This window comes from Helicobacter himalayensis (assembly GCF_001602095.1).
Lineage (GTDB): Bacteria > Campylobacterota > Campylobacteria > Campylobacterales > Helicobacteraceae > Helicobacter_F > Helicobacter_F himalayensis.
This window is the reverse complement of the sequence record NZ_CP014991.1, coordinates 870766-894479: the sequence shown is the minus strand read 5'-3', so window position 1 is coordinate 894479 and position 23714 is coordinate 870766. Positions and strand designations below refer to the sequence as shown.

Sequence of the window (23714 nt, the reverse complement as noted above, 5' to 3'; positions counted from 1 at the left end):
TGATAGGATTTATTATGCGGAGAAATTTAGAGATTTTTAATGGTGCTTTGCCAACAAAGGAAATTTATTCGCGTTGGGAAGAAAGAGCAAGAGCGGAAAATAATGGCGCGCTGTGCGTATTTGTGGGGATTGTGAGAGAAGAAGCAATAAGCACAGAATCTAAAGATACAAAACCACAAAACATAGAAGCACTAAGCTTTGATATTTACACCCCGCTTTTGCAAAAATGGTTTGAATCTTGGCAGGAGCGCGCGCGTGCAGTTGGCGCGCAGATTCTTATGGCGCATTCTCTAGGCGATGTGCCAAAAGGCGCAAGCTCTTATATGTGTGCGGTGATTTCACCAAAGCGCAGAGCCGCACTAAGCCTATATGAGGACTTTATCGAGGATTTTAAGGCAAATGCGCCTATTTGGAAATATGATGTGATAAACGGAAAAAGAATCTTTGCGCTTTCGCGTAGCACGCCGATACAAGGCAGTGGAGTGCTAAAATAATGCCAAAAGTTATTTGCTTCAGCGGGAAAAGCAATAGTGGAAAAACAACGCTTATTTGCAAGCTTTGTGTGCTGTGTGAGGCGCAAGGCAAACGTGTAGGCGTTATCAAACACGACCCAAAAGACAAGGCAGAATTTGACACTTTAGGCAAAGAAAAAAACAAAGATAGTTTTAAATTTTTTAATGCAAGTAGCGGTGTGGCAGTAATCTCACCTTTTAAAAGCACGATTTTAACCCATTGCAAGAATCCACAATCCAATCAAGCAAAAAACACCGAGTATGTATCTAAAAGCGACACTTTCACGCCATTAAGCGTGTATGAAAAGCAATCTTTTGCAAAGGTGCTAGAATTTTTTAGCGATTGTGATTATATCTTTGTGGAGGGACTTAAGGAACTACCCTATAAGCGCATAGTGGTGGCACGAGAGGAGATTGATGAGGCTTATATCCCTTATGCGAGCGCATTTGCTCTGCCAGATTCTCTTGCTAAGAGTGATAGGCGTGCAATTTTAGGAGCTTTAAAAACGTTAGATTTAAACAATCCACAGGAGATTTTGGACTTCATCAACACCTTAGATTCTTAAAAAAGGAGAAATATGCAAAATATAAAAATTGGGATTTTGGTTTCATCAGATAGAGCTTCAAGGGGCGAGTATGAGGACATTTCAGGCAAGGCGATACAAGAAGTTTTGGGAGAATTTATTTTGAATCCTTGCGAGTTTATCTATGAGGTGGTGAGTGATGATTTCACGCCATTGCAAGAATCTATGAAGCGAATGTGTGATGAATTGCATTGCGATTTGCTTGTTACCACAGGTGGCACGGGACCTGCACCGCGCGATATTATCCCAGAGGTTACGGAGAGTTTGTGTGAGAAAATGCTTCCGGGATTTGGCGAGCTTATGCGTCAAGTGAGCCTTAAATATGTCCCAACTGCTATCCTTTCGCGTCAAAGTGCAGGCACAAGAGGAAAGACGCTCATTCTCAACCTTCCGGGCAAGCCAAAAAGCATTAGGGAGTGCTTAGAAGCAGTGTTTCCGGCGATCCCATATTGTGTTGATTTAATCGGCGGGGCGTATATTGAAGCAAATACGCAAAACATAAACATCTTTCGCCCAAAAGTTTAGTTTTTAAATTTTGCTTATTTTGACAAAGAGTTAGCTCTTTACTAGTACAATGCGTCCTTTCGGAATCCACAGCAATAATTAATTTTATTAAGGAGTTAAGATGAAATTTTCTCTTACAAATAAGCTAGTTGTTAGCATTTTGAGTATTTTTGTTGCTGTCATTGTTATCGTGACATTTTATAATTACAAAAATACCTCACAAAACACCATTGAGCTTTTCCAAAGTATTCAAGAGGGCGCGCTTAAGGCTTCTTTTACCACTATCAATATTACAATGGATATTGAAGCCCAGCAACATTTAGGTATGTTACGCGAACGTCTCAATGAGCTTGATAAAATTTCTGATGAATCAAGAAAGGTGCAAGAAAAACGCTCATTACTTTCAGAAACTGCTAACTTAATCAAATATCCAGCTGTAGTTGTTGTGTATGAAAAAGATGGTAAAACGCTTATCGAATACGATGGGGAGCAATACACAGGACGCGATACCTACGAAAATCTTGATAGAGACTTGCGCGCACAAGCGTGGTATCAAGACACGAAGAAAAAATATCTTTCGACAAAAAATCCTAAAGGTATGGTAACACCCACTTACACAAGCACTGTCGGTAAGAATAAGGGACAACTCATCTCAACCGTCACAGCGCCACTTTTTGACGAGAAGGGAGAATTTTTAGGTGTTGTGGGCGCAGATGTTGTTACGGGAGACTTTCAAAAGAGATTTGTGAATTTTGAACGCCCAGAGTTGCCAAGTATGGATATTTACATTACAGATTCTGAGGGCAGGATTTTTTCTCATAAGAATCCGAATGTTATTAGCAAAGGTGGCGAGCTTACCGCTACTGAAAAAGCTATTAATCAAGCTTTGAAAGAAGGCACTTCTAGTGGGACGATTGATTATTTTGACGCTTTAGGAAATGATAGATTTGCATTTTACAAAAAGTTTGATTTTGGTTGGACGATTGTCGCTGCTGTAACGCAAGATGACTACACTTCCGCGCTCAATGAGCATTTCACATATACTGTTGTTATGGCGATTGTGCTAATTGTTTTAAGTGCGGTTATTTTATATTTGTTTATTAGGAAGTTGATTAGCCCCATTGAACGCATTAAGTCTGCTTTAAGTTCGTTTTTTAATTTCCTTAATCACGAGAGCAAGCACCTGCCAGATGCTATTGATGTAAAAAGCCGTGATGAATTTGGCGCGATGGCAGAGGCTATTAATGAAAATATTAAACGCACACAGGAGAGTCTCAATCAAGATTCTATCATCGTTGATGAAGTAGTGAAAGTAGTCGAGGAAGCAAAAAGCGGGAAGTTTGGAAAAACGATAAGTCAAAGCAGTAATAACCCGCAAATAAACAAGCTGAAAGATTCTCTAAATGAGATGTCAAATACATTGCATACTCTTGTGGGTGGTGATTTGTCCATTGCCGCTAAGGTATTTCAAGCTTTTGAGGCTAATGACTTTACTGTGCGTATAGAAAATCCACAAGGACTAGAAAAAGGTTTAAATGCGCTCGGAGATTCTATTGTGAATATGCTTAAGGACTCTGCGTTGCATGCACGCGACATCAATGCCCAAAGCAATGAGCTTAAATCCTCTATGCAAAGACTAGCAGATGGTTCTCAAGCACAAGCTAGCAGTTTAGAGCAATCAGCCGCAGCAGTAGAAGAAATAAGCTCATCTATGCAAAATGTAAGTGATAAGACAATCGATGCAACCAAGCAAGCAGAAGATATTAAAAACATTGTAGGTGTTATCAAAGATATAGCAGACCAAACAAACTTGCTCGCTTTAAATGCGGCTATTGAAGCAGCAAGAGCAGGAGAGCACGGCAGAGGCTTTGCTGTTGTGGCTGATGAAGTGAGAAAACTAGCAGAGAGGACTTCTAAATCACTAGGAGAAATAGAGGCAAATGTAAATGTCTTGGTGCAATCAGTTAATGAAATGAGTGAATCTATAAAAGAGCAAACAGAAGGCTTAGGACAAATCAATGAAGCCATAGCACAACTAGAAACACTCACACAAGAAAATGTAGAAGTAGCTAACACTACAAACACCATTACTCAAAGAGTAAATGGCATAGCAGAAGAGATATTAGAAGATGTGAATAAGAAGAGGTTTTAGGGGAATACTTTTGGGATTTTGAGAATCTGGGATTCTAAAAACCAAAATGTGCTAAATATGTGCGCGTAAGCGGAGGCGAAAAACGGAATTCACTCCCGCGGAGGATACAAGGAATAAGGAGGCAGGGGTGAAGGAAGACGCGTTGCGTTGGAATATGCGCTACAAAAACGGCGCTATGCCTACCATTCCTAGTGCCTTGCTACTTGAATGCGAGCCATTTTTACGCGAACTTTTGCAAAAAAGTCAAAACAAAGCCCTAGATATTGCCTGTGGCAATGGGCGCAATAGTAAGTTTCTTTCCTTGCTAGGCTTTGAAGTGGATTGTGTGGATATTTCAGAGGTTGGCTTAAGCGCACTTGCAAACTATCCACATACAAACACTATTCTCACGGATTTAGATACTTTTAGCATAGATTTTGGCTATGATGTGATTTGCGATTTTTATTTCCTTGATAGGCGGTTTTTCCCGCAGATTAGGCGCGCACTAAATGTCGGCGGAATATTTATATTCGAAAGCTTTTCTCAAGCACCAAAAGATTTTTTCTTGCAAGAAGCAAAGCTTTTAGGCTCTAATCGCAGTTTAGAATCTAGCGAATTAACAAAGGAATTTGAAGGCTTTAAAATACTGCTTAATGACTATAAATGTGTATTTAGAGAGGGTTTGCCCCATTGTGTGCAGATGTTTGTCACGCAGAAAATACTTGATTCTTAAAAATTTGTAAAAACATACAAAGAGTTTTGAAATGCAATACACATTTTCCCAAAAATGTAAAAAAATCTTTTCTATCGCCCTGCCTAGCGGGGCAAACTCACTTTTAGACACGCTTAATCTACTTGTTGGCTGGTATTTCATCTCCCAAATTTCTAAGCAACATCTTATCGCACTTGGCGTGAGTTTAAATTATATTATGATTCTATTTGCCATTACAGCGGTATTTTTCATCGGCACAAGTGCGCAAGTGGCGCGCTATTTTGGCGCACATAATTTTAAATCAATTAAAGAAGTAATGGGGACAAACCTCTTAAGCTCACTTTTTCTTTCAATTCCCGTGTGTGTGGTGTTTTTCCTTTGCATTGATATGTATTTTGATTGGATGGGCAAGGGTGTAGATTTGGAATCTAGAGCACTTGGGCGAGAGTATTTGAATCTTGTGTTGTTAGGTGTTCCTGCGCTTATGGCAAAGACAATTTGCGTGGCTGGACTTTCCGCGCTTGGTGATACAAAGCGCATTATGTATGTGAAAATTTTTACCACCACGCTTAATGTTGTCTTAAATGTCGTTTTGATTGTGGGTTATGATTTTGGAAATTTCCATATTCCCGCACTTGGCATTGTTGGGGCGGGCTTGAGTAATCTTATTGTTACGATTGTAGAGTTTGTATTGCTTTTGTTTGCTATTGTTTTGAGTGATATTAAGCTTAAAATCGCGCTAGTTTTTCGCGCCTTGTATCTTAAAAGAATGCTAGCTGTTGGGATTCCAGCGGGGATTGAGCGATTTCTAACTCTTTTTTCGCTTATTCTTATTCAAAAGTTTGTAAGCTCCTATGGTGGTGATACGCTTGCGGGATTTCAGATAGGCACGAAAGTTGAGGGGTTTATTTTAATGCCGGGTTTTGGATTTCAAGTAGCAGCAATGGCGCTAGTTGGGCAGAGTTTAGGACGCAAACGCTTAGGTCTGGCATATGATTTTTTGAAAACTCTACTTGTTGTCGCAAGTATTGTTATGGGGATTTTGGGGATTCTTATTTGTGTTTTTGGTTTTGAGCTTTCAGGGATTTTTAGCGCAGAATCTAAGGTATTGGAATACAGCTTTTATTATATTCTTGCAGTTGGGCTTTCTCAAGTGCCACTTATCTGGGTGTTTTGCCTTGATGGTGCGTTGCGTGGTGGTGGCGCGACAAAGCTTTCACTTTTGCTAAACTCCGCGAGTATTTGGCTTGTGAGAATCCTCCCAATGTATTTGTGCGTGTACTTTGGACTTAGTGTAACATTCCTTTTTATCATCATTTTTGCCGAGACTTATTTACGTGCTGTGCTTTTTGGACTTATGTTTAGATATAAGATTTGGGAAAAATTTATTATTTAGATTCTGTTAAGAATCTTTTTTGAAAGAAAGTGTTAAAATCCAAGCTTTTTTTAAATTCCATTTGCTTTCTTAAGGAAGTGTGAGATGTGGGGAAAAGGATTTAAACCATTTCTAGGTGCTTTGTTGCTGTTTTTTAGCGCGTGTGGCGATGAGGATAAAATCTTTAAAAAAACGCAAGGCATTATCGATACGGATTCTATCATTAGCATTGAGTTAAAAGAGCCGATGTGGAGCGGTGCGGTGCAAAAACGCGAGCTTAGCACGAACAAAGAGGCTTTTAAGCTTAATGGCAACGCTATTGAAAATGTAGCATTTGCCTTTAGAGATTCTACAACCCTAAATATTTATCCAGATACAAAAGGCTTGTATTTAGAATCTAGCAAGGATTATACGCTTGAGATTGATTTTAAGGCACTTGAAAAGCAACTTGGCGATTCTCTTAAATCCCCGATAAAAAAAGCCACGTTAAAATTTAGCACAAAGCCTATTGAATTTGAGCTTGAGAGGTCGTGGGTTTTGCAAAATGGCAGTAAAAATGCCATTTCTGCTATCGTCCTCACTTCTCAAAAGATTTCTTTAGAAAAGGCAAAAAGCCTTATTTCCTTGCAAGATTCACAAGGCAACAATGTTGATTTTTGGTTTAATGCCGCTTTGGGCGATGAGGAATTTTCACACCGCTTTGAGATTACTTCAGAGAGTATCACGCCACACGTTGATGAAGATCTGCTTTATACAATCACGCTTGATGGCGCAAAAATCGGCGCAAAGACTGAAAAGAAAAAGCTTGATGTGCGTATCCCAAAAATTTCAAATATCACTTTCCTTGAAGCGATACCTAGAGAGAGTGGCGATAAAACAAGCATAGTGCTAAGATTCTCCCAAGAACTCGCAAAGATGTCAAACCTTAAAAGCTATATTCAGATTCAGCCAAATATAAATTTCAATGTCTCCCAAGCAAGCAACGAAATCACGCTCACAGGGAATTTTAACTTCCAAACGTCTTATAAGATTGCTATTACAAAAGGGCTTATTTCCACAAATAACACCGCACTAAAGGAAAATATTAACGCAGAAATTACTATAAACGCGCTTCCACCTGCGATTAGCTTTTCATCAGGTGGCGTGTTTCTCCCAAATGGCGCAAACAAGAAGCTTGCCTTTAAAAGTCGCAATGTGACGGAAGTAAAGCTCACCCTTCATAAAGTCTATGCAAATAACCTTACGCAGTTTCTTTATGATGAGAATCTTATCGGGCAAACGCAGGGTAACAACGTAAAAGTGCGAGAATGCGTGGAGTCTGATGAAGACGAATACGACGAGTATGATTGCGATTATGGAATAAATTTAAGTCGTATCGGTGATAAGGTACTAGAGAAAACTTTTAGTATTGATACTGCGAAAAACCAGTGGATTCAAAGTGAGCTAGATTTTAGCGAGTTGGGGGATTTGAAAGGGATTTTCTTTGTGAAGTTAAACATAGAAAAGGTAGATTATGAATTCCCAAATGAATGGAGTGACTGGCGCAAGAGAGAGTTTTTGTCAAGACAGGGTGTCATCTCAAAACATCTTGTTTTTTCAAATACCGCGCTTTTGGCTCAAAGTATTGGCTCGCAGTTTATCCTCACAGCGATGGATATTTCAAAAAATACCCCTATTGCTGGAATGCCAATTATAGCGGTGGATAAGAAAAATCAAGTTATTGAATCTCAAAACACCAACGCCAATGGCGATGCGATTTTCACAAAAGTAAATGCAAAAAACACATTGTATTTTATGGCAAATAATGCTAGCGGTATGGCGGTGCTAAAACTTAGCTCTTCGCTTGTGTCCGTTGATGGTTTCGATGTTGAGGGCGTGATGAGTGAGGGCGGAATGCGTGCGTTTATTTATACTGATAGGGGCGTACATAGACCGGGCGATACGATTTATTTTGACGCAATTGTGCGCAATTTTGACAAAGCACTAGATTCTACACATCCTGTGTTTTTGAGTCTGAAAACTCCAAGTGGTAAGGTGTTTTTAGACAAAGTCCGCTTAGAAGCTAAAGGCAATGGATTCTTTCATTATGAGATAAAAACGCCAAAAAGTGCCGATACAGGCGTTTGGGAAGCATTGCTAAGGGTTGGGGATTTTACATTTAGAAAGGAATTGAGCATAGAATCTGTGGTGGCAAATAGAATCGCGGTGAATATTTTGACAGATTCTACACTTGAACTACCGGCTGAAAACATTCCTTTTGAACTAAAAGCAAATTATCTTTTTGGCGCGGTGGCAAAGGACTTGGATTACAGCGTGCGGGCTAGCATTGTGCCCTTGAAGTTTAGTCCAAGCAATTTTAAAGGCTACACCTTCAACACGCCTAGCTCACTTAATTACAGCTACTCAAGCCACACAGAAGGGAAGCTAGACACGCAAGGACAGGCAAAAGATTCCCTAAGTTTAGTGGATATTGAAAAGCCAAACTCAAACCTTGTGGCAAGTATCATCACGCGCGTAGATGAAAATAACGGCAGGAGCGTTACTGCGCGCAAAAGCGTGGATTTGGTGTATTACAAAAGCTTTGTTGGGGTGAAATTCCCAGAGCAACGTTATGTGCAAGCAGATTCTAAAATCTCTATGCCTGTGGTCGTGGTGGCAAATGATAGTAAAAGCGCGCTTGCAGGTAAAAATGTAAGCTACACAATTTATAGCAACCAATACCGCTGGTGGTGGGACTATGACAGCTATTCAGAATATATTCGCTCTTTTAAAAGTGATAGAAACACAAAGATTCTCGCGCAAGGAAACTTAAGCACAAAAAAAGAGCCTGTATTGTTTGAATACACACCCACGCAAAATGGCGAGCTTTATATTGAATTTATCGATGAAGAAAGTGGCGCAATGGCAGGCAATACATTGTATGTGTCAGGCTATGGTGAGCCTTTGAACGCGCAAAAAATAAATTCTCTCAAAATAAAAGCCAACAAAGGGCAATACGCTATCGGAGAGGAAGCACAGGTAAGCTTTGAATCTACACCAAATTCTAAAGCCCTTGTCATCATTACAAAGGAAAATAAGGTGCTTAAACGCTTTTGGGTGGACACAAAGGCAAATAACACAAACTTAACCATTCCTATCACAAGTGAGATGAGTCCTAATATCTATGTAAGCGTGGTGTTTTTGCAAAATTACACAAACACGCCAAATGACCGCTCTTTGCGCCTTTATGGTGTCGTGTCGCTCAATATAGAGAATAAGGACAGCAAGCTTACTTATGAGATTAATGCACCAGAATCTATTTTGCCAAATAGCGAGTTTGAAGTGAAAATCTCCACAAAAGAGGGCTTGCCATCAACTTATAGCCTAGCGGTTGTTGATGAGGGCTTATTGGGATTGACTGATTTTCAAACGCCAAATCCGTGGAAGTATTTTTACTCAAAAATCGCACTGGGCTTAAAACTCTATGATACCTATGATTTAATCATTACAAAAAGCTTTGGCAAAGTACAAAAGGTGCTAAAAGTTGGTGGCGAAGCGATGCTAGATTCAGAATCTAGGGCAGCGCGTCAAAAGACTGATGAAAAAGCCCAACGTTTTAAACCTGTGGTGCTGTATCAAGCCCCGATAAACACCGATGAGAAAGGCAATGCACGCGTAAAGCTCAAAATGCCCGGCTACTTTGGCAGTGTGCGCGTGATGGTGGTAGGCGCAAAGGAAAATCGCTATGGCTTTGCGAGCAAAAATATCCAAGTAAGTGCGCCTGTGGTAGTAATGCCTACAATTCCACGCGCGCTTAAAGTCGGCGATACTTTCCAAATGCCAATTGAACTTTTTGCCACAAAAAGCGCCATAGACGCTAAAGTAAGCATTTCTACGACAAAAAATATTGTGAATTTCAAGCAAGTAAGCCAAAACGCGAGCATTAAAAATCAAGGGGATTCTCAAACACTCATTTTTGAAGGTGTCGTGGGGCAGGAAGTGGGAGTAGAGGAGATTACTATAAATGTAGATTCTAAAGAATACAAGAACAAAGAAGTTGTTGAAATTGACATAAAAGCAATAAATCCTTTTATTAGCACCTTTGAAAATCACACGCTTAAACCAAAAGACACGCTCACACTTCACGCGCCAAAAAGCTTTGTTAAAGGCACAAATAGTGGGCTTATCAGCATTAGCACCAATCCGCTTTTAAATATCTCTCATAGGGTGAAATGGCTTATACATTATCCTTATGGTTGTGTAGAGCAAACGACTTCAAGCATCTTGCCACAGCTTTATTTGGACAGATTAGGAAGCTTTAAAATTGACAAAAAAGAAGTGGTGGAAAATATCAACGCAGGCATTACGCGCTTAAGCAGCTTTGTAACACCAAGCGGAGGATTAGCGTATTGGCAAGGAGAGAGTGTGCCAAATGTATGGGGTTCAAACTATGCGGGACATTTCCTCGTATTAGCTAAAAAGCTAGGCTATTATGTGCCAGATTCTCTTTATAGCGGTTGGATTGCGTATGAAAAAAACCTCGTGCGCTCTGACGAGGACGCAAATATCAAGGCTTATGCGCTTTATCTTTTAGCTTTAGCTAACGAACCAGAAATCGCAGTGATGAATAGTCTCAATGAAAAATCTTTGCGTAATCTCAACACCACTGCGCAGTGGCAGCTTGCCGCAGCCTATAAACTCGCAGGCTTTGAAGAAAACGCAAAGGCTATCGCAAATACGCTTAGTATTAAGCCAGATTCTGATGAGTGGTATAAATCTTATAGCTTTGGCTCAAATTTGCGTGATGAAGCGATGATTTTAGAGGCGTATAAAACCATTTACGGCAAGCCACAAGAGACACTTTTTAATAGCATTAAGGCGCATTTAGAATCTGATGAGTGGCTTAGCACACAAACAAGTGGCTATGCGCTTTTAAGTATGGTAAATAACAAGGACGACGCGGAGACGAAAGAGATAGAGGGCACAATCGAGCTTAATGGCAAGAAACAGAAATTTTCAGAATCTACGCGTATGTTAAATTTTGAGCTAGATTCTGGCAATGCAAAGATAGAATCTAAAGATTCTCCGCTTTATGTGATTTATGCGTGGGAAGGGATTCCCACAGACTCTATCATTAAGCCAATAAGCAAAAAAATGCGCATAAAGCGCAGTTTCTTAGACGAAAATGGCGTGAGTGTGGATATTAGCAAAATTGCCTCTGCGGAGAGCTTCTGGATACGACTTGATTTGATAAGCGATGGAAATGCTTTGGTGGAAAATGTCGCGCTTACTCAAAATCTGCCAAGTGGCTGGGAGATAGAAAATACGCGCCTAAATGATGATAAACTGCCCGAGTTTGTTACCAAAAATGCAGACCCAACGCGCTATGTGGATATACGCGATGATAAGATAATGTGGTTTTTTGATTTAGAGCGCGCAAAGAGCGTGTTTGTGAAGATTAATGCCATAACACCGGGAATCTACACGCTTCCGCCAGCCTATGCTGAAGCAATGTATGATAATTCCTATGAAGCAGCGAGCGAAAGTCAAAAAGTCGAGGTGAGGGCGAAATAAGGCGCGCTTATGGGTTTGGTATCGCCTTGTCATTGCAAGAGTTTAAAAAAATCTAAGACAAGAGCGCCAAAAGTGCAATTCTTTGGTAATCCATATAGAAGCAGATTCTAAAAAACACCAAGCAACGCAAAAGAATCTGTAAAAACAACAAAGGAGCTACGCCCTATGTATGAGATTCTCTCTATTTGCCTCTATGCACTTCTGTGTGTTTGTGTGAGTTTCTTGTTCCTTAGATGTTATTGTCATCGTGCGCGCTATTTAAGCCTTTTTAGTGTCTTTTTGCCATTTCTAAGTGTTTTTTATTTTGAGCATATCGCTTTTATTGAATCTGAAACTATTACTTACAGCGCACTTTTTGCAAGCTTTGTGCTTGCGCTACTTTTTGTTATGGCGGTGATTGATTTCTTTTATTTTGCCTTGCCTAATGCGCTTTTGCTTATATTCATTCTGCTTTGTGTGGTGGGCAAGCCTATTTCAATTTTGCAAGAAAGCCACAATCTCGAGCTTACGATTTTCTCACTCATGCAGGGCTTTTGCATTATAGGTGGAATGTATCTCTTAAAATTTATTTTAGAATCTATGCGTAAAAAGCCTATGTTAGGAGAGGCAGATATTTTGGTGCTTGGTGGGGAAGGTATGATTTTTGGGGTTGAAATCACATTTAGCATTATTTTTCTTGCAAGCCTTCTTGCATTTGCGCGCTTTGGACTAAGCGCGATACTTTATTTTGTTTCAAAAAAGCAAAAACCTTTAAGCGTAAAATTTCCTTTTGTGAGTTATATTTTTACCGCGACAATTTTTTCTATGATTTGCGTGCCACCTGGGGCATTTGGCTGGGGAGATTTTAATGTTTAAGCGGTATTTGTTCCTTTCTTTTTCACAGCTTTTCTTCCCATTTTTCCTCGTGCTACTTTTTATTGCCTCTGTGGTGCTTCTCATTAGTATTGCGGCAAAGACTTATGTGGTGAAAATGGGCTTTTTAGACCTTTTTGCGCTATTTTCCTACTCGCTTCCGGGCAGTGTGTTTTTTATTATCCCCATCACTTTTTTTGCTTCTTTGGTGCTTGGGATTTCGCGTCTTGCATATGATTATGAGCTGATGGTGTTTTTTGCGCTAGGTGTTAAGCCCACGGCGATTTTAAAAGCTTTTTTTCCTATTATCTTGCTAGCCACTGCGATTTTACTTGTTTTTTCCCTTGTGATGGTGCCACTCTCCACAAGTGCTTCAAAAAACTTCATCGCCCAAAAACGCGCAGATATTGATGTTAATCTCAAAGCTGGCGAGCTGGGGCAAAAGCTCGGCGATTGGCTCGTGTATGTTGATGAAGCTAAAAATCGGCAGTATAAAAATCTCATTTTATATTCCCAAGAACAAAAGGATTCTGAATCTTTCATCGTAGCAGAATCTGGGCGTACACAAAATGCCAATGGGCTTTTTGAGCTTTTGCTTGAAAAGGGCGATGCGTATTTTGCGCACGAAAAAGAAATCCGCAAGATTCACTATCAAGAGATGAATGTGCGTCAGGTCGTGGGTGAGCCACAGCTTAGTGGGTATGATTTGTTTCATTATTGGCAGGAAGCCTTTGGCGGGAAGTCAAAGTCAAAGGAGCGCAAGTTTTCACAAGCGATTTTGGTGTCGTTTTTTCCACTGGCTTCGATTTTTTTTATTTTGGTTTTTGGTGTGGCAAACCCGCGCTTTAAGTCAAATATGTCATATTTTTATGTCATTGGCGCGGTGGCTACGTATTTCATTATGGTGTATGTGGCGAGCGAGAATTTCCCATTTTTGGGAATTTTATGTATTCCGACTTTGTGGTTTGTGGCGGGCTATGTGCTGTATTACAAGACAATCAAGCGTTATTATTAATGTTTAAGGTGTTGGCGATCATCGCCTATGATGGAAGTGCGTTTGCAGGTTTTGCCCCACAGACGCGGAACTTCGCACGCAAGGATATGAGCGCACTTGGCGTGAGTGATAAAATCGCACTTGTATTGCAAAGTATCGGCGCAGTGCGTGAGAGTGTGGATTCTAATAAAAATGCGGAATCTACGCATAAATCGGAGTTTTGTATTGACACAAATGCCACGCAGCTAGGATTTATAAAATCAAAGCAACCCATAAAAGGTCAGATTTCACTTCTTAGCGCCGGACGCACCGATAAAGGTGTGCATTCGCGTAATATGCCTATTTGCTTTTATCTTCCACAAAGGCGCGATTTGGTGAGATTACGCGAGATTCTTAATGCTAAACTTTATCCGCATATTTTTTGTAAAAGCTTGCGTTTTGTGGCACAGGACTTTCACCCGCGTTTTTTAGCACTCTCACGCACCTACTGCTACATCGCAAGCAAAACTGCACCAAATCCATTTTTCGCGCGCTTTGTGGCGTGGGAGGATTATGGTGAGATTGCACGCGTGAAAGAAGCGTTGGGGTATTTTAAAGGCACACACGATTTTAAGCTTTTTTGCAAGGGTAATTTGGATGGAAAAAGCAGTGTGAGGGAGATTTTTAAGGTGCATTGCAAAGAAATTAGCGGGAATCTTGCAAAGCGTGCAGGCTTTCAATCAAATCAACTGCTTATCGTGCGTATTTGTGCGCAGAGCTTTTTACGCGCGCAAGTGCGTCTTATGCTAGGTGCGGTGTTTGCCTATGGACGCAGGGAGATGAGTTTAGAAGCTTTACGTGCGCAAATTGATGTAAAGATTTTAGATTCTAAGATTCCAATTTATCGCGTGCCTGTAAGCCCCAATGGGCTGTATTTTGAAAACGCGAAGTATAAATGACTTTGATAATATGCTACAATCGCGCGTTTTCTATCAAAAATAAAAGGATTTAAAATGACAGCTCAAAATCCAAAAGTTGGTGTTGTTGTGCCGATTTTTAATGTTGCGCCATATTTAAGGGAATGCTTAGATTCTATCCAGAATCAAAGCTTTGAAAATTTTCAAGCGGTGCTTGTCAATGATGGAAGCACAGATGAAAGCCTCCAGATTGCCTTAGAATATGCAAAAAAAGATTCCCGTTTTGTTCTCATTGATACAGCTAATCGTGGGCTTAGTGCTGCACGTAATGTAGGAATTGCGTGGTTTTGCAATGAGATTATGCCAGAAATTAGGGGGGGGGGCAATAGAGAGCTTTTCTAGCAATTGCTTCAAATATACTCCGCCTACAAAAAACGTCAAACAAATCAAATCTCTTTATTTCCGTAATCCACGAGATTTTCAAAATTCTAGCCAACGTCACAGAATCCAAGATCCCAAAAAACCAAACAATGTTGAGTATGAGCGCGAGAAAAGCTCGATGCAGACTTGCGGAATTTACTTCCACGCAGACAATATAATAGAGGAAATAGACTATATAATTTTTATAGATTCTGATGATTATTGGGAGAAAAGTTGTCTTAAGTCTTGCGTTGGCTTTATGCAGGATTCTGCGGATTGTGAAATCGTGTGGTTTGATTGGACGAGGTTTTATGATGATACCAAAGAAATGGAGGAATCGCCTCCGAGATTTTTGCCCTATATAGAATCTTTGGGACGTGAGGAAATGAGTAGTAGCGAGTTTTTAACTATCACAAGCAAGAGAAAACTTATCTTTGCTTTCGCCCATCAAGGTATAATAAACTTTGCTTTTTTACGCGCAAGTGGTGTGCGATTTTTAGAAGGCGTGTTGTGGGAAGATGTGTTTTTTGGTTTTATGCTTTTTGCAAGTGCAAAGAAAATAGGGTTTTTGAATAAAAAACTTTATGCTTATAGAATCAGGCAAAACAGCATTTCTCGCTACACGAATCAAACGACAATTAACTCCCTTAGCCCAAATATGCGCGAAATCTATGAAGTGCTAGGCAGTGCTTACAAAGCACGCGAATATTATAAATTCCAAGGGGTTTTAAAGGGCGCGTTACTTTTTGCTGAATTTATCGCCCAACACGAAAACAACGCATACAACCCCACTAAACATTTTTATAGGGAATTTAGCCCACAAGATATAGAGTTGCTAAAAAGCCATTTTTTGGCAGGCGTTGTTGTCTGGGCAATAAGCCTTGCCCCCACAAGCACAAAGCAAGATGTGTGGCATATGCTTGTGCGCTTTAAAGAGTTATTGCCATATCTTAAAGGTGTGAAACTCGGCAAAGCAACCGCGCTCAAAAAGTTTATTTTGAAGTATCCATTTTTGATTGCAAAGTTTTCACAATTGTATGCACTTAAGGAAAAATTCAAAGACGCATTGAAAAAATAAGGCACTTTAAAAATCATACCACCTTGTGTTTTTGTGCTTTGGTGTTTAAGAGATAGATTTCTCCAATTTGTGGGGTATTGTAGGGGATATTTTCTTTTTGCGCGCGCTTGTTTAGAATTTCCACGGGTTCATTCCACGCGTGCGAACCAGATACGAAACGTCCCCAATGGATAGGTTGATTAACTTTATTGTCAGTTGGCGAGAAATCCTACACATTAAAGGTTTTGTGCGCCCTGAAAGCACGATTTATAAAGGGCAAGGTGGATCCTTGTGCTAATTATTGGCTGTGAGGATTTAAAAAATATTATCCTTAAAATTTCGCGCAAAGAATTTAGCTGAAAATCCTAAATCTCACGCAAAATTTCTTTTGCGTGCTCGCTATTCATCGCGCCCGGAGATATATGGCGCACATTAGCTTGAGAATCCAAAAATAAATGCGTGGGGTAGCCAAAGATTTGTGCGCGCTTTAAAATCGCACCTTGCGTATCAAAAAGCACGATGAGATTTTTATATTCTAAACCCTCAAACCATTCTTTAAAATTGCTCATTTCTTTTTCACCGCGTTGATTTGGTGAAACTACACTTAGCACGATAAAATCATCATTTTGCTTTTTGGCTAGAAAATCTAGCTCTTCCAAACTCGCTAGACAATATGGACACCACGACGCCCACGCGATAAGATAGATTTTTTTGCCATTTGCAAGTGTGCTTAACTTCGTAGGTTGGGATTGAAAATCAAGCAAAGCAATATCATCAAGACTTAAGAGAGTTTGGGAATCTTGTGCATTTATTTGCGGCGCTTGCTTGATTTGCGTGTGTGTAAAAAAATACGCACCCAAAATCACAAGAAGCGCAAGCAAGAGAAGAAAAATAAGCCATTTTTTCATTTTTTAAACTCCTAATAATTTAAAGATTCTTTTGCACTAAAAATGACTTTTATGCTCTTGGTAGGTTTTGGTAAAAGTGTGCGTGCCATTTGGATTACGCACAAAATAGAGATAATCCACTTCCGCTGGCGCAATCACGGCTTTGAGAGAATCTATGCTCACGCTTCCGCTGGGATATAATGGAATGCCCTTGTGCTTGTAGGTGTTGTATGCACTTGTGTCGTTTCTTATACGCTCTGGCGTTACTTTTGTATGCGAAAACGCACCATAATTCAGCGAGCCGTCCATTTGCAATGGCATATTAAGCTTTAAGCGATTTTCAATCACTGCCGCGACAATGGGCATTTCCTCTTTATTTGCGGCTTCTTTTTGCACAATAGATGCCTTGCGCACGAGATAAAACCATTCCTCTTTGTTGTATTTTCCAAGCAATGCGATAGCCTGCTTTTTATGCCAATCATAAGAGAGCCGTGCTAGAAGTTTCATCAAAGAATCTTCATCAAGCCCTAGCGGAAGTTTGTAAGTCTCTGCGACAATCACACCATCGGGCAAGTCAAAATATTTCTCATACGAATCTTGAAGTTTTTGGGAATCTAGCTCAAACTTCTGCGCTAAATCTTGGATAAAAAAGTGTAGTGTCTCACCCGGGATAAGTGTAATTTCTTTTGTTGCACTTTTTGCAGTACTTAGATAGCGCAAAAATGCGCCTTTTGTGAGGTTTCCATCTTGTGTGGCTGTTGCCCCCTGTGCTGTTGTCGTGATAGAATCTAGCGCGATTACGCCGCTTTGAGGTCGCCAAAAAAGGCGCATAAGCCATTCATCAAGTTTGCCAAATTGTTTATCCTGTGTCTCATCTATGGCATTAAGATATGTTATAATTGACTTTATTGAGCCTTTTGGGACATTGAGGACTTGGGGCATCTGCACTGGAGCGCGAATATAAAATATGAGAAAAAAACCTACACAACCTACCAAAACCAAAATACCAAAGCAAAAAAGAGCAAGGAGTCTTTTTGTTTTTTGCGGGATTCTCATTGTTTTAGCCTTTCTTGGGTATAAGATTCTCAACGAAGGGATTTATTATAAGCAGTTTTCCATCGCTGGGATTGAAGTGGAGGGATTCTATCTTAAGTTGGAAAATAAATTTATTTTAGATATTCAAAAGATTGACCTTACAAATGCGAGCTTTTTTGCAAAATCTACGAATGAAAAAGACAGCACACTTTCTGCGGATTTTAGCCGGCTTTCTATTGATTTTGTCGTAGATAGTATCCAAAATGTGCTTTTTGTGCTTTCGTATTTTGAAAAACTTAATATTCATAGTGTGATTTTACCCGATGGACACGAGAGAAAGTTGCTTTATGACGGATTAAGCTATGCTGTGTATGGTCCAAATTTTGAAATGCTTTTAAAGGTTGAAAACCTGCAAAGTAAAATTTTACTTACTATCCAAACCTTGCGTTTTTATCCATTTTTCTTAGAAAGCGAAGGGTATTTGGAATACTACACCGGAAAGAAAAATTTAGAATTTAATCTCACTCTTTTATATAACAAAAATCTAGATCGTTTGCTCCACAAGCTTCCAGACTATGAAAGCGCACAAGATTCCGAAATAATGACAGAATCTAATCCTACAATCTCGCTTCGCGGAAGCACGAATTTTAAGCACCTAACTCTCCTTGCCTCTAGTTCAAAGTTAAAAGATATAAAGTTTTTGCAACCTTACATAAGAATGTTGCAAAACAAGGATTTAGAGGAGTGGCTGTTTAAAAAAATCTCCTTTTCTAGTTTCACTTTGCAATCGCTTGATTTGCAAATTTCTCTTGATAAGGACATTATCTCAAATCTGCAACGCTCAATCAAGGCAAATGCACTCGTTGATGATCCAAAAATTTATTTAGATTCTAGCCTTACGCCAATTGTGGCTGAAGATGCGATTTTGACCTTGCGCGATGAGAATCTGCAAATAAATTTTAATAAGCCAACTTTTGCAAATCACAACTTAGCAGATTCTTCAGTGCGCCTGCAATTACCATTTTCTAAACCGATAGAAATTTTTATTGCCCTGCGTTCGCAAAAAATCGCGCTTGATAAGCCATTATTAGATTTATTGTATTTTTTTAATATTGATTTGCCACTAAGAACGCAAGGTGGCGCACTAAAGGCTATGCTTGATTTCCACTTAAAGATGAATAAAAAAGGGGATATTATCCCAAATGTTACAGGTGAAATAAGCGCGCAGGAAAGCACGCTCGTGTTTTTGGGGCAAAAGATTGATGCAAGGCAAGTGCTTGCAAATCTCTCTATCACTTCAAAAGCCCAAAATGTCAAGGTGAATGCAAAAAGCCTGAAATACGCGGATATTGCGGATTTGAAAACCGAACTTGATATTGATATTTTGACAAAAAATTTGCAGGCAAATATTGATATAAATATGCTTGATATTGCACCTCAAAAGATTTTCTCGCAAAATACGCAAGCATTGCCGTCATATTTGGATATTAACAGCGCGCAAGATTTGATGACAAAAAACATTATAAAGGCAATTTTAGAGGAAAACACAAGCACGATTCCTAGTATTTTGCAAATAAACTCACCCAAAATAGCGCAAAATGTGGTAGCGCAAGATTCTCAAAAAGTTGTAGATTCTAAAGTCACAGATTTTGCGGAAGCCACAAAACCCATAGAATCCACGCAAGAGACAGCACAAGAATCTTTGTCAGAAACTTTACAAGAAGATACACAGGATGCGCAAAAAGATTTTATGGATTTGCAAGAAGCGCAAGAAATTACAGACTCTAAAGATTTGCACCCCCAAGATTCTAACCAACCAAACAACGTCGAGTATGCGCACGAGCAAAACTTGGCGGAGGCAAAGCAGAATTCACTTCCACAAGGTGATACGGTAAGTAAAACAGAATCTAAAGATACCATCCACGAAAGCTCCACCCAAAACACAAAATCAACGCTAAGCGCGCTCACATTGCAAGGTAGTTTCAAAGATGGGAATCTAGAAATCACAATCCCTAAGCTTTCATTTTCTTTGAAACAAGACGTTTCTGGCGCATTGAGTGTAGGTATCAAAGATATAAGCGCGCTGTATGCACACTCGCCACTTTTGCAGTATTATGGGATAAGTGCTGGGAGTGTGGAGCTCACCCAAAACCCCGCTACGCCGCTAGAATTTGGCATTAACGCAAAACTTAGTAACCTTAAATACCCTATTTATGACAAGAACAAAAAGCTTTTATCCGCGTTGAGTGTGTTTGGGAACATTGATATTTCTAAGCCGATTGCCGAAGTTTCTTTAAACACTAAGGACAAGTCGTTTAGTATGCAAAAGCGCGGAAATTCCGTGTTTTTTATGGTGAATGATTATGATGTGAATGTCGATGAATTGCTTGATAGTGCGATTCCGATTTTGAGCGAGAGCTTTAAGGATTCTCATAAAAAGAAAAAAACTTTAACGCAAGAGCAAATTGAGCAGGAAAATGCCTTCATTAGACAAAAGCGTAGGTATGAGCGCGAACATAATATTGAGCCGCATATTTTGTATTTAGAATCTAATAATATGCAAATCTTTTTTGGGAACTATATCGTGCCCACAGATTCTGCGACAATCACAATGCGCGATGGCAGAATCAATACAAATGCTTCATATGGCAATGGTATCGCAAATGTGGATATTGCCAATGGCGAGGCGCAAATCACGCTTAATAACTTTAGCGCAAATTTTATCAATGAAGTGATGCAAAAAAAGCTTTTTGAGGGCGGGCTGTTTGACCTATCTGGAATCTTGCGCGATGGAATCTTGCAGGGCGAAGTGCATATGCAAAATACTTTTTTTAAAGATTTTGTGTTGGTGCAAAATATTTTAGCACTCATTGACACAATCCCTTCACTTATCGTGTTTAAAAAGCCCGGGCTTACTAATGAAGGCTATGAAATCAAAGAAGGCTCGCTAATGTTTTGGCTCAATAATGAATATTTGGGACTCGATAAGATTAATCTCATTGGTACGGCTATTGATGTAACAGGAAATGGGCTGGTGGATTTGGAGCATAAGAGCCTTGACTTGCTTTTGAGTGCGAGCACGATTAAGACATTTTCGGATATTCTCTCAAGCATTCCAATTATTGGTTATCTCATCTTGGGTGATGACGGGAAAATAACAACAAATATCGTTGTGAGTGGAAGTTTAAGCGATCCTAAAACAGAAGTGAGCCTACTAGAAGATGTGGTGACTGCACCTTTTAAAATCCTGCGACGCGTTTTCACGCCATTTGATATGATTTCAGATGCGCTTTTAGAGAAAAAGAAAGAGACGCAAAAATAACGCCCTGCTTAAAGCTGAAGTAGTATTTGGGTAGTTTTTGAGTTATGTTGTTGGGCTTTTTAGCGAATTTTGTATTTTTTGAGCTTGCCAAGCTTGAAAATATGCGAAGATTCTCTCTGTCTTAAATCTCTAGAATCTAACATAAGCAAATCCACGCACTGCAGGGCTTTTGATTTATCAAAATTTTGTTTGTGTAAATTTGCTGAAGAAGAATAAAGCGGGGTAGAGAATAGCTCTAAAAGCTCGTGGTGTGGGTGTGTTTGGCTAATCACGCGAAAGGCGCAAGTATTTGGATAGATAAAGGTTGTTTTTTTTGCGCGCCGCACGAAGATTCTATGATTTTTGGGAATCCTTACAAAACCTTTAAGTGCTTGAAAACTTCCCACCTCACGCAAAGACGGCTTGTTTTCATCACGTTTTTTGGCGCCATTAAGCGTGATAGGATTTTCGCATAAAAATCCTGCTGTCGTGTCGCTCTGCGCAAGAATTAATAGCGCATTATTGGCAGTTGTAACATTCAACGCTTCTATCCATTGTATCGCTTTCGCTTGCTAACTCGGGGCTTTGTGAGCGTAGATAATAGGTGGATTTTAGTCCGAGTTTCCACGCGAGCATATAGATGTCATTTAACACCTTTCCACTTACTCTATCAAGACGCATAAAAATATTTGTGCTTTGTCCTTGATCAATCCATTTTTGACGCACGGCTGCTGCCTGAATAATCTTTGTTTGGTCGAGTTCATAGGCTGAAATATAGTAATTCCATGTATCAAGGTTGAGATTTGGCACGACTACGGGGATTAAACCGCTTAGATTCTCTTCAAACCATTTGCGTTTATATACAGGCTCAATTGTCTGCGTAGTGCCTACAAGAATGCTAATTGAGCTTGTAGGCGCAATCGCCATAAGATAGCCATTTCTTAAGCCTTGTGCTTTGACTTTTTCACGCAAAGTGCTCCAATCACAAGGTGCGTTAAACAAATCCCTATTTACAAGCTTTAGTGCCTCCTTATTTGCTAAATCAATGGGGAAAATACCCTTGCTCCAATTTGAGCCTTCAAATTGTGGATATTTGCCTTTTTCTACCGCAAGATCGCTGCTTGCATTGATAGCATTAAAGCTAATCATCTCCATAATCTCATCAATTTTCATCAAATGCGCTTCGCTACCCCATTGAATCTGTTTGCTTGCAAGCATTTCTGCCTCGCCCATCACACCTAGTCCAATGGCGCGATTAAAGCTATTTGTAACTTTGACTTTTCTATTTGGGTAGAAATTGAGGTCAATCACATTATCAAGCATTCTTATAGCGATAGGCAACACGCGCTCGATATTTTCTTTTGTGTTGATTTTGCTAAGATTCACACTTGCGAGGTTGCAAACTGCAGTTTGCCCATCGTGCGAGATTCTAGTTGTGATAAAGATTTTTTTACCATTTACAGAATCTATGCTTGTGAGTTTATTTGCTTTCTTTGTAATGCCGCAATCTGTGCGCACCTCCTCATGCTCGCCAAACTCGCTAAAACTCCCATCTTCAAACTCCACTTGCACTTTGTAGTGGTTTGGGCTTGTATTTTGGAAAATCTCTGTGCAAAGATTTGAGCTTCTAATAATCCCGATGTGTGCATTAGGATTTGCCCTATTTGCAGAATCTTTGAAGCACAAAAATGGCAAGCCTGCTTCAAAATAGTTTGTTAAAATCTTTTTCCAAAGCTCTTTTGCATTAATTTGCTCTTTGATAATATTTGGATCTTTCTCGTATTCCTCATAGCGCTTTTCAAACGCCTCGCCATAAAGCTCTGTCAAGTCATTGCATTGATAAGGGTCAAGCAGTGTCCAGTATTCATTCGCCTCAACGCGCTTCATAAAAAGATCGCAAATCCAAAGCGCAGGAAAAAGATCGTGCGCGCGTCTGCGCTCTTCACCACTATTTTTACGCAAATCTATAAAGTCATTCACATCGCTATGCCACACTTCTAAATAAGCAGCAATCGCACCTTTGCGCGTGCCTAGCTGATCCACAGCGATTGCGACATCGTTTGCGATTTTTAAAAACGGAACAACACCACCCGCAGCATTTTTATGCCCGTCAATAAAGCTTCCAAGCCCGCGCACACGGCTAAAATCCCAACCGATACCACCGCCATATTTGCTTAAAAGCGCCATTTCTTTATACGCATCAAAAATACCCTCGATATTATCCGGTGTGCTTCCCACATAACACGAACTCAGTTGATGGCGCGTAGTGCGTGCATTTGCAAGTGTCGGTGTGGCACAAATCACCTCAAATTTCGAAATCATATCGTAAAATTTAATCGCCCACACATTAGGCTCTTTCTCATTTTGCGCCAAAAACATAGCAATCGCCATAAACATATGCTGAGGCAACTCGATTGGCTTATTGTCTTTATTTTTGAGCAAATACCTATCGTACAACGTTTTAACGCCTAGATAATTGAACTGCAAATCACGCGATGGGTCAATTTTAGAATCTAACAATTCTAAGTCAAACTTTTGCCTTAAACCCTTAATAAGCTTGCCTTCATTTTCCCCGTGCTCAAAGTAATCTGCAAGCTTCTTATAACCTGTATAACCAGAAACTTTATGATACAAATCATACAAAAACAGCCTCGCAGCGACAAAAGTCCAATTTGGCGTATCAACATCGATTTTATCCACAGCGGTTTTGATGAGAGTTTCTTGGATTTTTTCAGTGGAGATTCCATTTTTAAAGTGGATTTTCGCATCAACTTCTAGCTCGCTTTGGCTCACACCTTCTAATCCTGCTACCGCGCTTGAAGTATATTTTTGAATCTTAGAAATATCTAATGGTTCTGTGCGCCCACTGCGCTTTATAACGGTGATTGTATCCAGCATAAT

Annotated in this window: 17 protein-coding genes; 13 read left to right on the top strand and 4 right to left on the bottom strand. The window is 39.8% G+C overall.

Annotated elements, in window-relative coordinates; translation table 11 throughout:
* The first annotated feature begins 14 nt into the window (after positions 1–14).
* The 12 genes from A3217_RS04320 to A3217_RS04265 all read left to right on the top strand — a co-directional run bounded on the left by A3217_RS04320 (position 15) and on the right by A3217_RS04265 (position 15611).
* The gene (locus A3217_RS04320; protein ID WP_066388391.1) at positions 15–494 is read left to right on the top strand and encodes a molybdopterin synthase catalytic subunit; all 480 of its coding nucleotides are present in this window, start codon (positions 15–17) and stop codon (positions 492–494) included.
* A complete protein-coding gene (locus A3217_RS04315; protein WP_066388388.1) occupies positions 494–1078 on the top strand; it encodes a molybdopterin-guanine dinucleotide biosynthesis protein B in 585 nt (194 codons plus the stop codon). Before A3217_RS04320 ends, A3217_RS04315 begins: the two co-directional genes overlap by 1 nt.
* Positions 1079–1090: 12 nt before the next feature.
* A complete protein-coding gene (gene mog, locus A3217_RS04310; protein ID WP_066388387.1) occupies positions 1091–1621 on the top strand; it encodes a molybdopterin adenylyltransferase in 531 nt (176 codons plus the stop codon).
* A gap of 100 nt (positions 1622–1721) precedes the next feature.
* Positions 1722–3752: a methyl-accepting chemotaxis protein gene (locus A3217_RS04305; RefSeq protein WP_066388386.1), complete on the top strand. Its 2031-nt coding sequence runs from the start codon at positions 1722–1724 to the stop codon at positions 3750–3752.
* Positions 3753–3879: 127 nt separating this feature from the next.
* Positions 3880–4464 carry a class I SAM-dependent methyltransferase gene (locus A3217_RS04300; RefSeq protein ID WP_066388385.1) on the top strand — a complete coding sequence of 195 codons (585 nt, stop codon included), beginning with the start codon at positions 3880–3882 and terminating at the stop codon, positions 4462–4464.
* Between the two features lie 31 nt (positions 4465–4495).
* Positions 4496–5839: an MATE family efflux transporter gene (locus tag A3217_RS04295; protein ID WP_066388383.1), complete on the top strand. Its 1344-nt coding sequence runs from the start codon at positions 4496–4498 to the stop codon at positions 5837–5839.
* An 84-nt stretch (positions 5840–5923) separates the two neighbouring features.
* Positions 5924–11371, top strand: a complete 5448-nt coding sequence (locus A3217_RS04290; RefSeq protein ID WP_066388382.1) for an alpha-2-macroglobulin family protein — start codon at positions 5924–5926, stop codon at positions 11369–11371.
* 165 nt (positions 11372–11536) lie between these two features.
* On the top strand, positions 11537–12226 hold the full coding sequence (locus A3217_RS04285; RefSeq protein WP_066388375.1) for a prepilin peptidase: 690 nt from the start codon (positions 11537–11539) through the stop codon (positions 12224–12226).
* Positions 12219–13238 (top strand): LptF/LptG family permease, encoded by a 1020-nt coding sequence (locus A3217_RS04280; RefSeq protein WP_066388372.1) that lies wholly within the window; start codon positions 12219–12221, stop codon positions 13236–13238. The genes A3217_RS04285 and A3217_RS04280 overlap by 8 nt, the downstream gene beginning before the upstream one ends.
* Positions 13169–14155 carry a pseudouridine synthase family protein gene (locus tag A3217_RS04275; RefSeq protein WP_082807870.1) on the top strand — a complete coding sequence of 329 codons (987 nt, stop codon included), beginning with the start codon at positions 13169–13171 and terminating at the stop codon, positions 14153–14155. The genes A3217_RS04280 and A3217_RS04275 overlap by 70 nt, the downstream gene beginning before the upstream one ends.
* A gap of 54 nt (positions 14156–14209) precedes the next feature.
* A complete protein-coding gene (locus A3217_RS04270) occupies positions 14210–14515 on the top strand; it encodes a glycosyltransferase family 2 protein (RefSeq protein ID WP_066388368.1) in 306 nt (101 codons plus the stop codon).
* The gene (locus A3217_RS04265; protein ID WP_066388361.1) at positions 14466–15611 is read left to right on the top strand and encodes a glycosyltransferase; all 1146 of its coding nucleotides are present in this window, start codon (positions 14466–14468) and stop codon (positions 15609–15611) included. The genes A3217_RS04270 and A3217_RS04265 overlap by 50 nt, the downstream gene beginning before the upstream one ends.
* A gap of 344 nt (positions 15612–15955) precedes the next feature.
* On the opposite strand, the gene A3217_RS04260 is transcribed toward A3217_RS04265, so the two are convergent.
* Positions 15956–16498 (bottom strand): redoxin family protein, encoded by a 543-nt coding sequence (locus A3217_RS04260; RefSeq protein WP_066388359.1) that lies wholly within the window; start codon positions 16496–16498, stop codon positions 15956–15958.
* 36 nt (positions 16499–16534) lie between these two features.
* Complete coding sequence (gene mltG, locus A3217_RS04255) at positions 16535–17419, bottom strand: endolytic transglycosylase MltG (protein ID WP_156471849.1); 885 nt, start codon at positions 17417–17419, stop codon at positions 16535–16537.
* Between the two features lie 25 nt (positions 17420–17444).
* On the opposite strand from mltG, the gene A3217_RS04250 reads away from it, so the two are divergent.
* Entirely contained in the window at positions 17445–20834 is a 3390-nt protein-coding gene (locus A3217_RS04250) for a YhdP family protein (RefSeq protein WP_066388355.1), read from the top strand.
* Between the two features lie 59 nt (positions 20835–20893).
* On the opposite strand, the gene A3217_RS04245 is transcribed toward A3217_RS04250, so the two are convergent.
* A complete protein-coding gene (locus A3217_RS04245; RefSeq protein WP_066388353.1) occupies positions 20894–21355 on the bottom strand; it encodes a hypothetical protein in 462 nt (153 codons plus the stop codon).
* On the bottom strand, positions 21333–23711 hold the full coding sequence (locus A3217_RS04240; protein WP_066388351.1) for a ribonucleoside-diphosphate reductase subunit alpha: 2379 nt from the start codon (positions 23709–23711) through the stop codon (positions 21333–21335). The genes A3217_RS04245 and A3217_RS04240 overlap by 23 nt, the downstream gene beginning before the upstream one ends.
* Positions 23712–23714: the final 3 nt, after the last annotated feature.

Bases quoted from the DNA above. Each gene is read 5' to 3' on its own strand.
- A3217_RS04320 (WP_066388391.1), top strand. From the start codon at position 15: ATGCGGAGAAATTTAGAGATTTTTAATGGTGCTTTGCCAACAAAGGAA.
- A3217_RS04315 (WP_066388388.1), top strand. From the start codon at position 494: ATGCCAAAAGTTATTTGCTTCAGCGGGAAAAGCAATAGTGGAAAAACA.
- mog (WP_066388387.1), top strand. From the start codon at position 1,091: ATGCAAAATATAAAAATTGGGATTTTGGTTTCATCAGATAGAGCTTCA.
- A3217_RS04305 (WP_066388386.1), top strand. From the start codon at position 1,722: ATGAAATTTTCTCTTACAAATAAGCTAGTTGTTAGCATTTTGAGTATT.
- A3217_RS04295 (WP_066388383.1), top strand. From the start codon at position 4,496: ATGCAATACACATTTTCCCAAAAATGTAAAAAAATCTTTTCTATCGCC.
- A3217_RS04290 (WP_066388382.1), top strand. From the start codon at position 5,924: ATGTGGGGAAAAGGATTTAAACCATTTCTAGGTGCTTTGTTGCTGTTT.
- A3217_RS04285 (WP_066388375.1), top strand. From the start codon at position 11,537: ATGTATGAGATTCTCTCTATTTGCCTCTATGCACTTCTGTGTGTTTGT.
- A3217_RS04280 (WP_066388372.1), top strand. From the start codon at position 12,219: ATGTTTAAGCGGTATTTGTTCCTTTCTTTTTCACAGCTTTTCTTCCCA.
- A3217_RS04275 (WP_082807870.1), top strand. From the start codon at position 13,169: ATGTATTCCGACTTTGTGGTTTGTGGCGGGCTATGTGCTGTATTACAA.
- A3217_RS04270 (WP_066388368.1), top strand. From the start codon at position 14,210: ATGACAGCTCAAAATCCAAAAGTTGGTGTTGTTGTGCCGATTTTTAAT.
- A3217_RS04265 (WP_066388361.1), top strand. From the start codon at position 14,466: ATGAGATTATGCCAGAAATTAGGGGGGGGGGCAATAGAGAGCTTTTCT.
- A3217_RS04260 (WP_066388359.1), bottom strand. From the start codon at position 16,498: ATGAAAAAATGGCTTATTTTTCTTCTCTTGCTTGCGCTTCTTGTGATT.
- mltG (WP_156471849.1), bottom strand. From the start codon at position 17,419: ATGCCCCAAGTCCTCAATGTCCCAAAAGGCTCAATAAAGTCAATTATA.
- A3217_RS04250 (WP_066388355.1), top strand. From the start codon at position 17,445: ATGAGAAAAAAACCTACACAACCTACCAAAACCAAAATACCAAAGCAA.
- A3217_RS04240 (WP_066388351.1), bottom strand. From the start codon at position 23,711: ATGCTGGATACAATCACCGTTATAAAGCGCAGTGGGCGCACAGAACCA.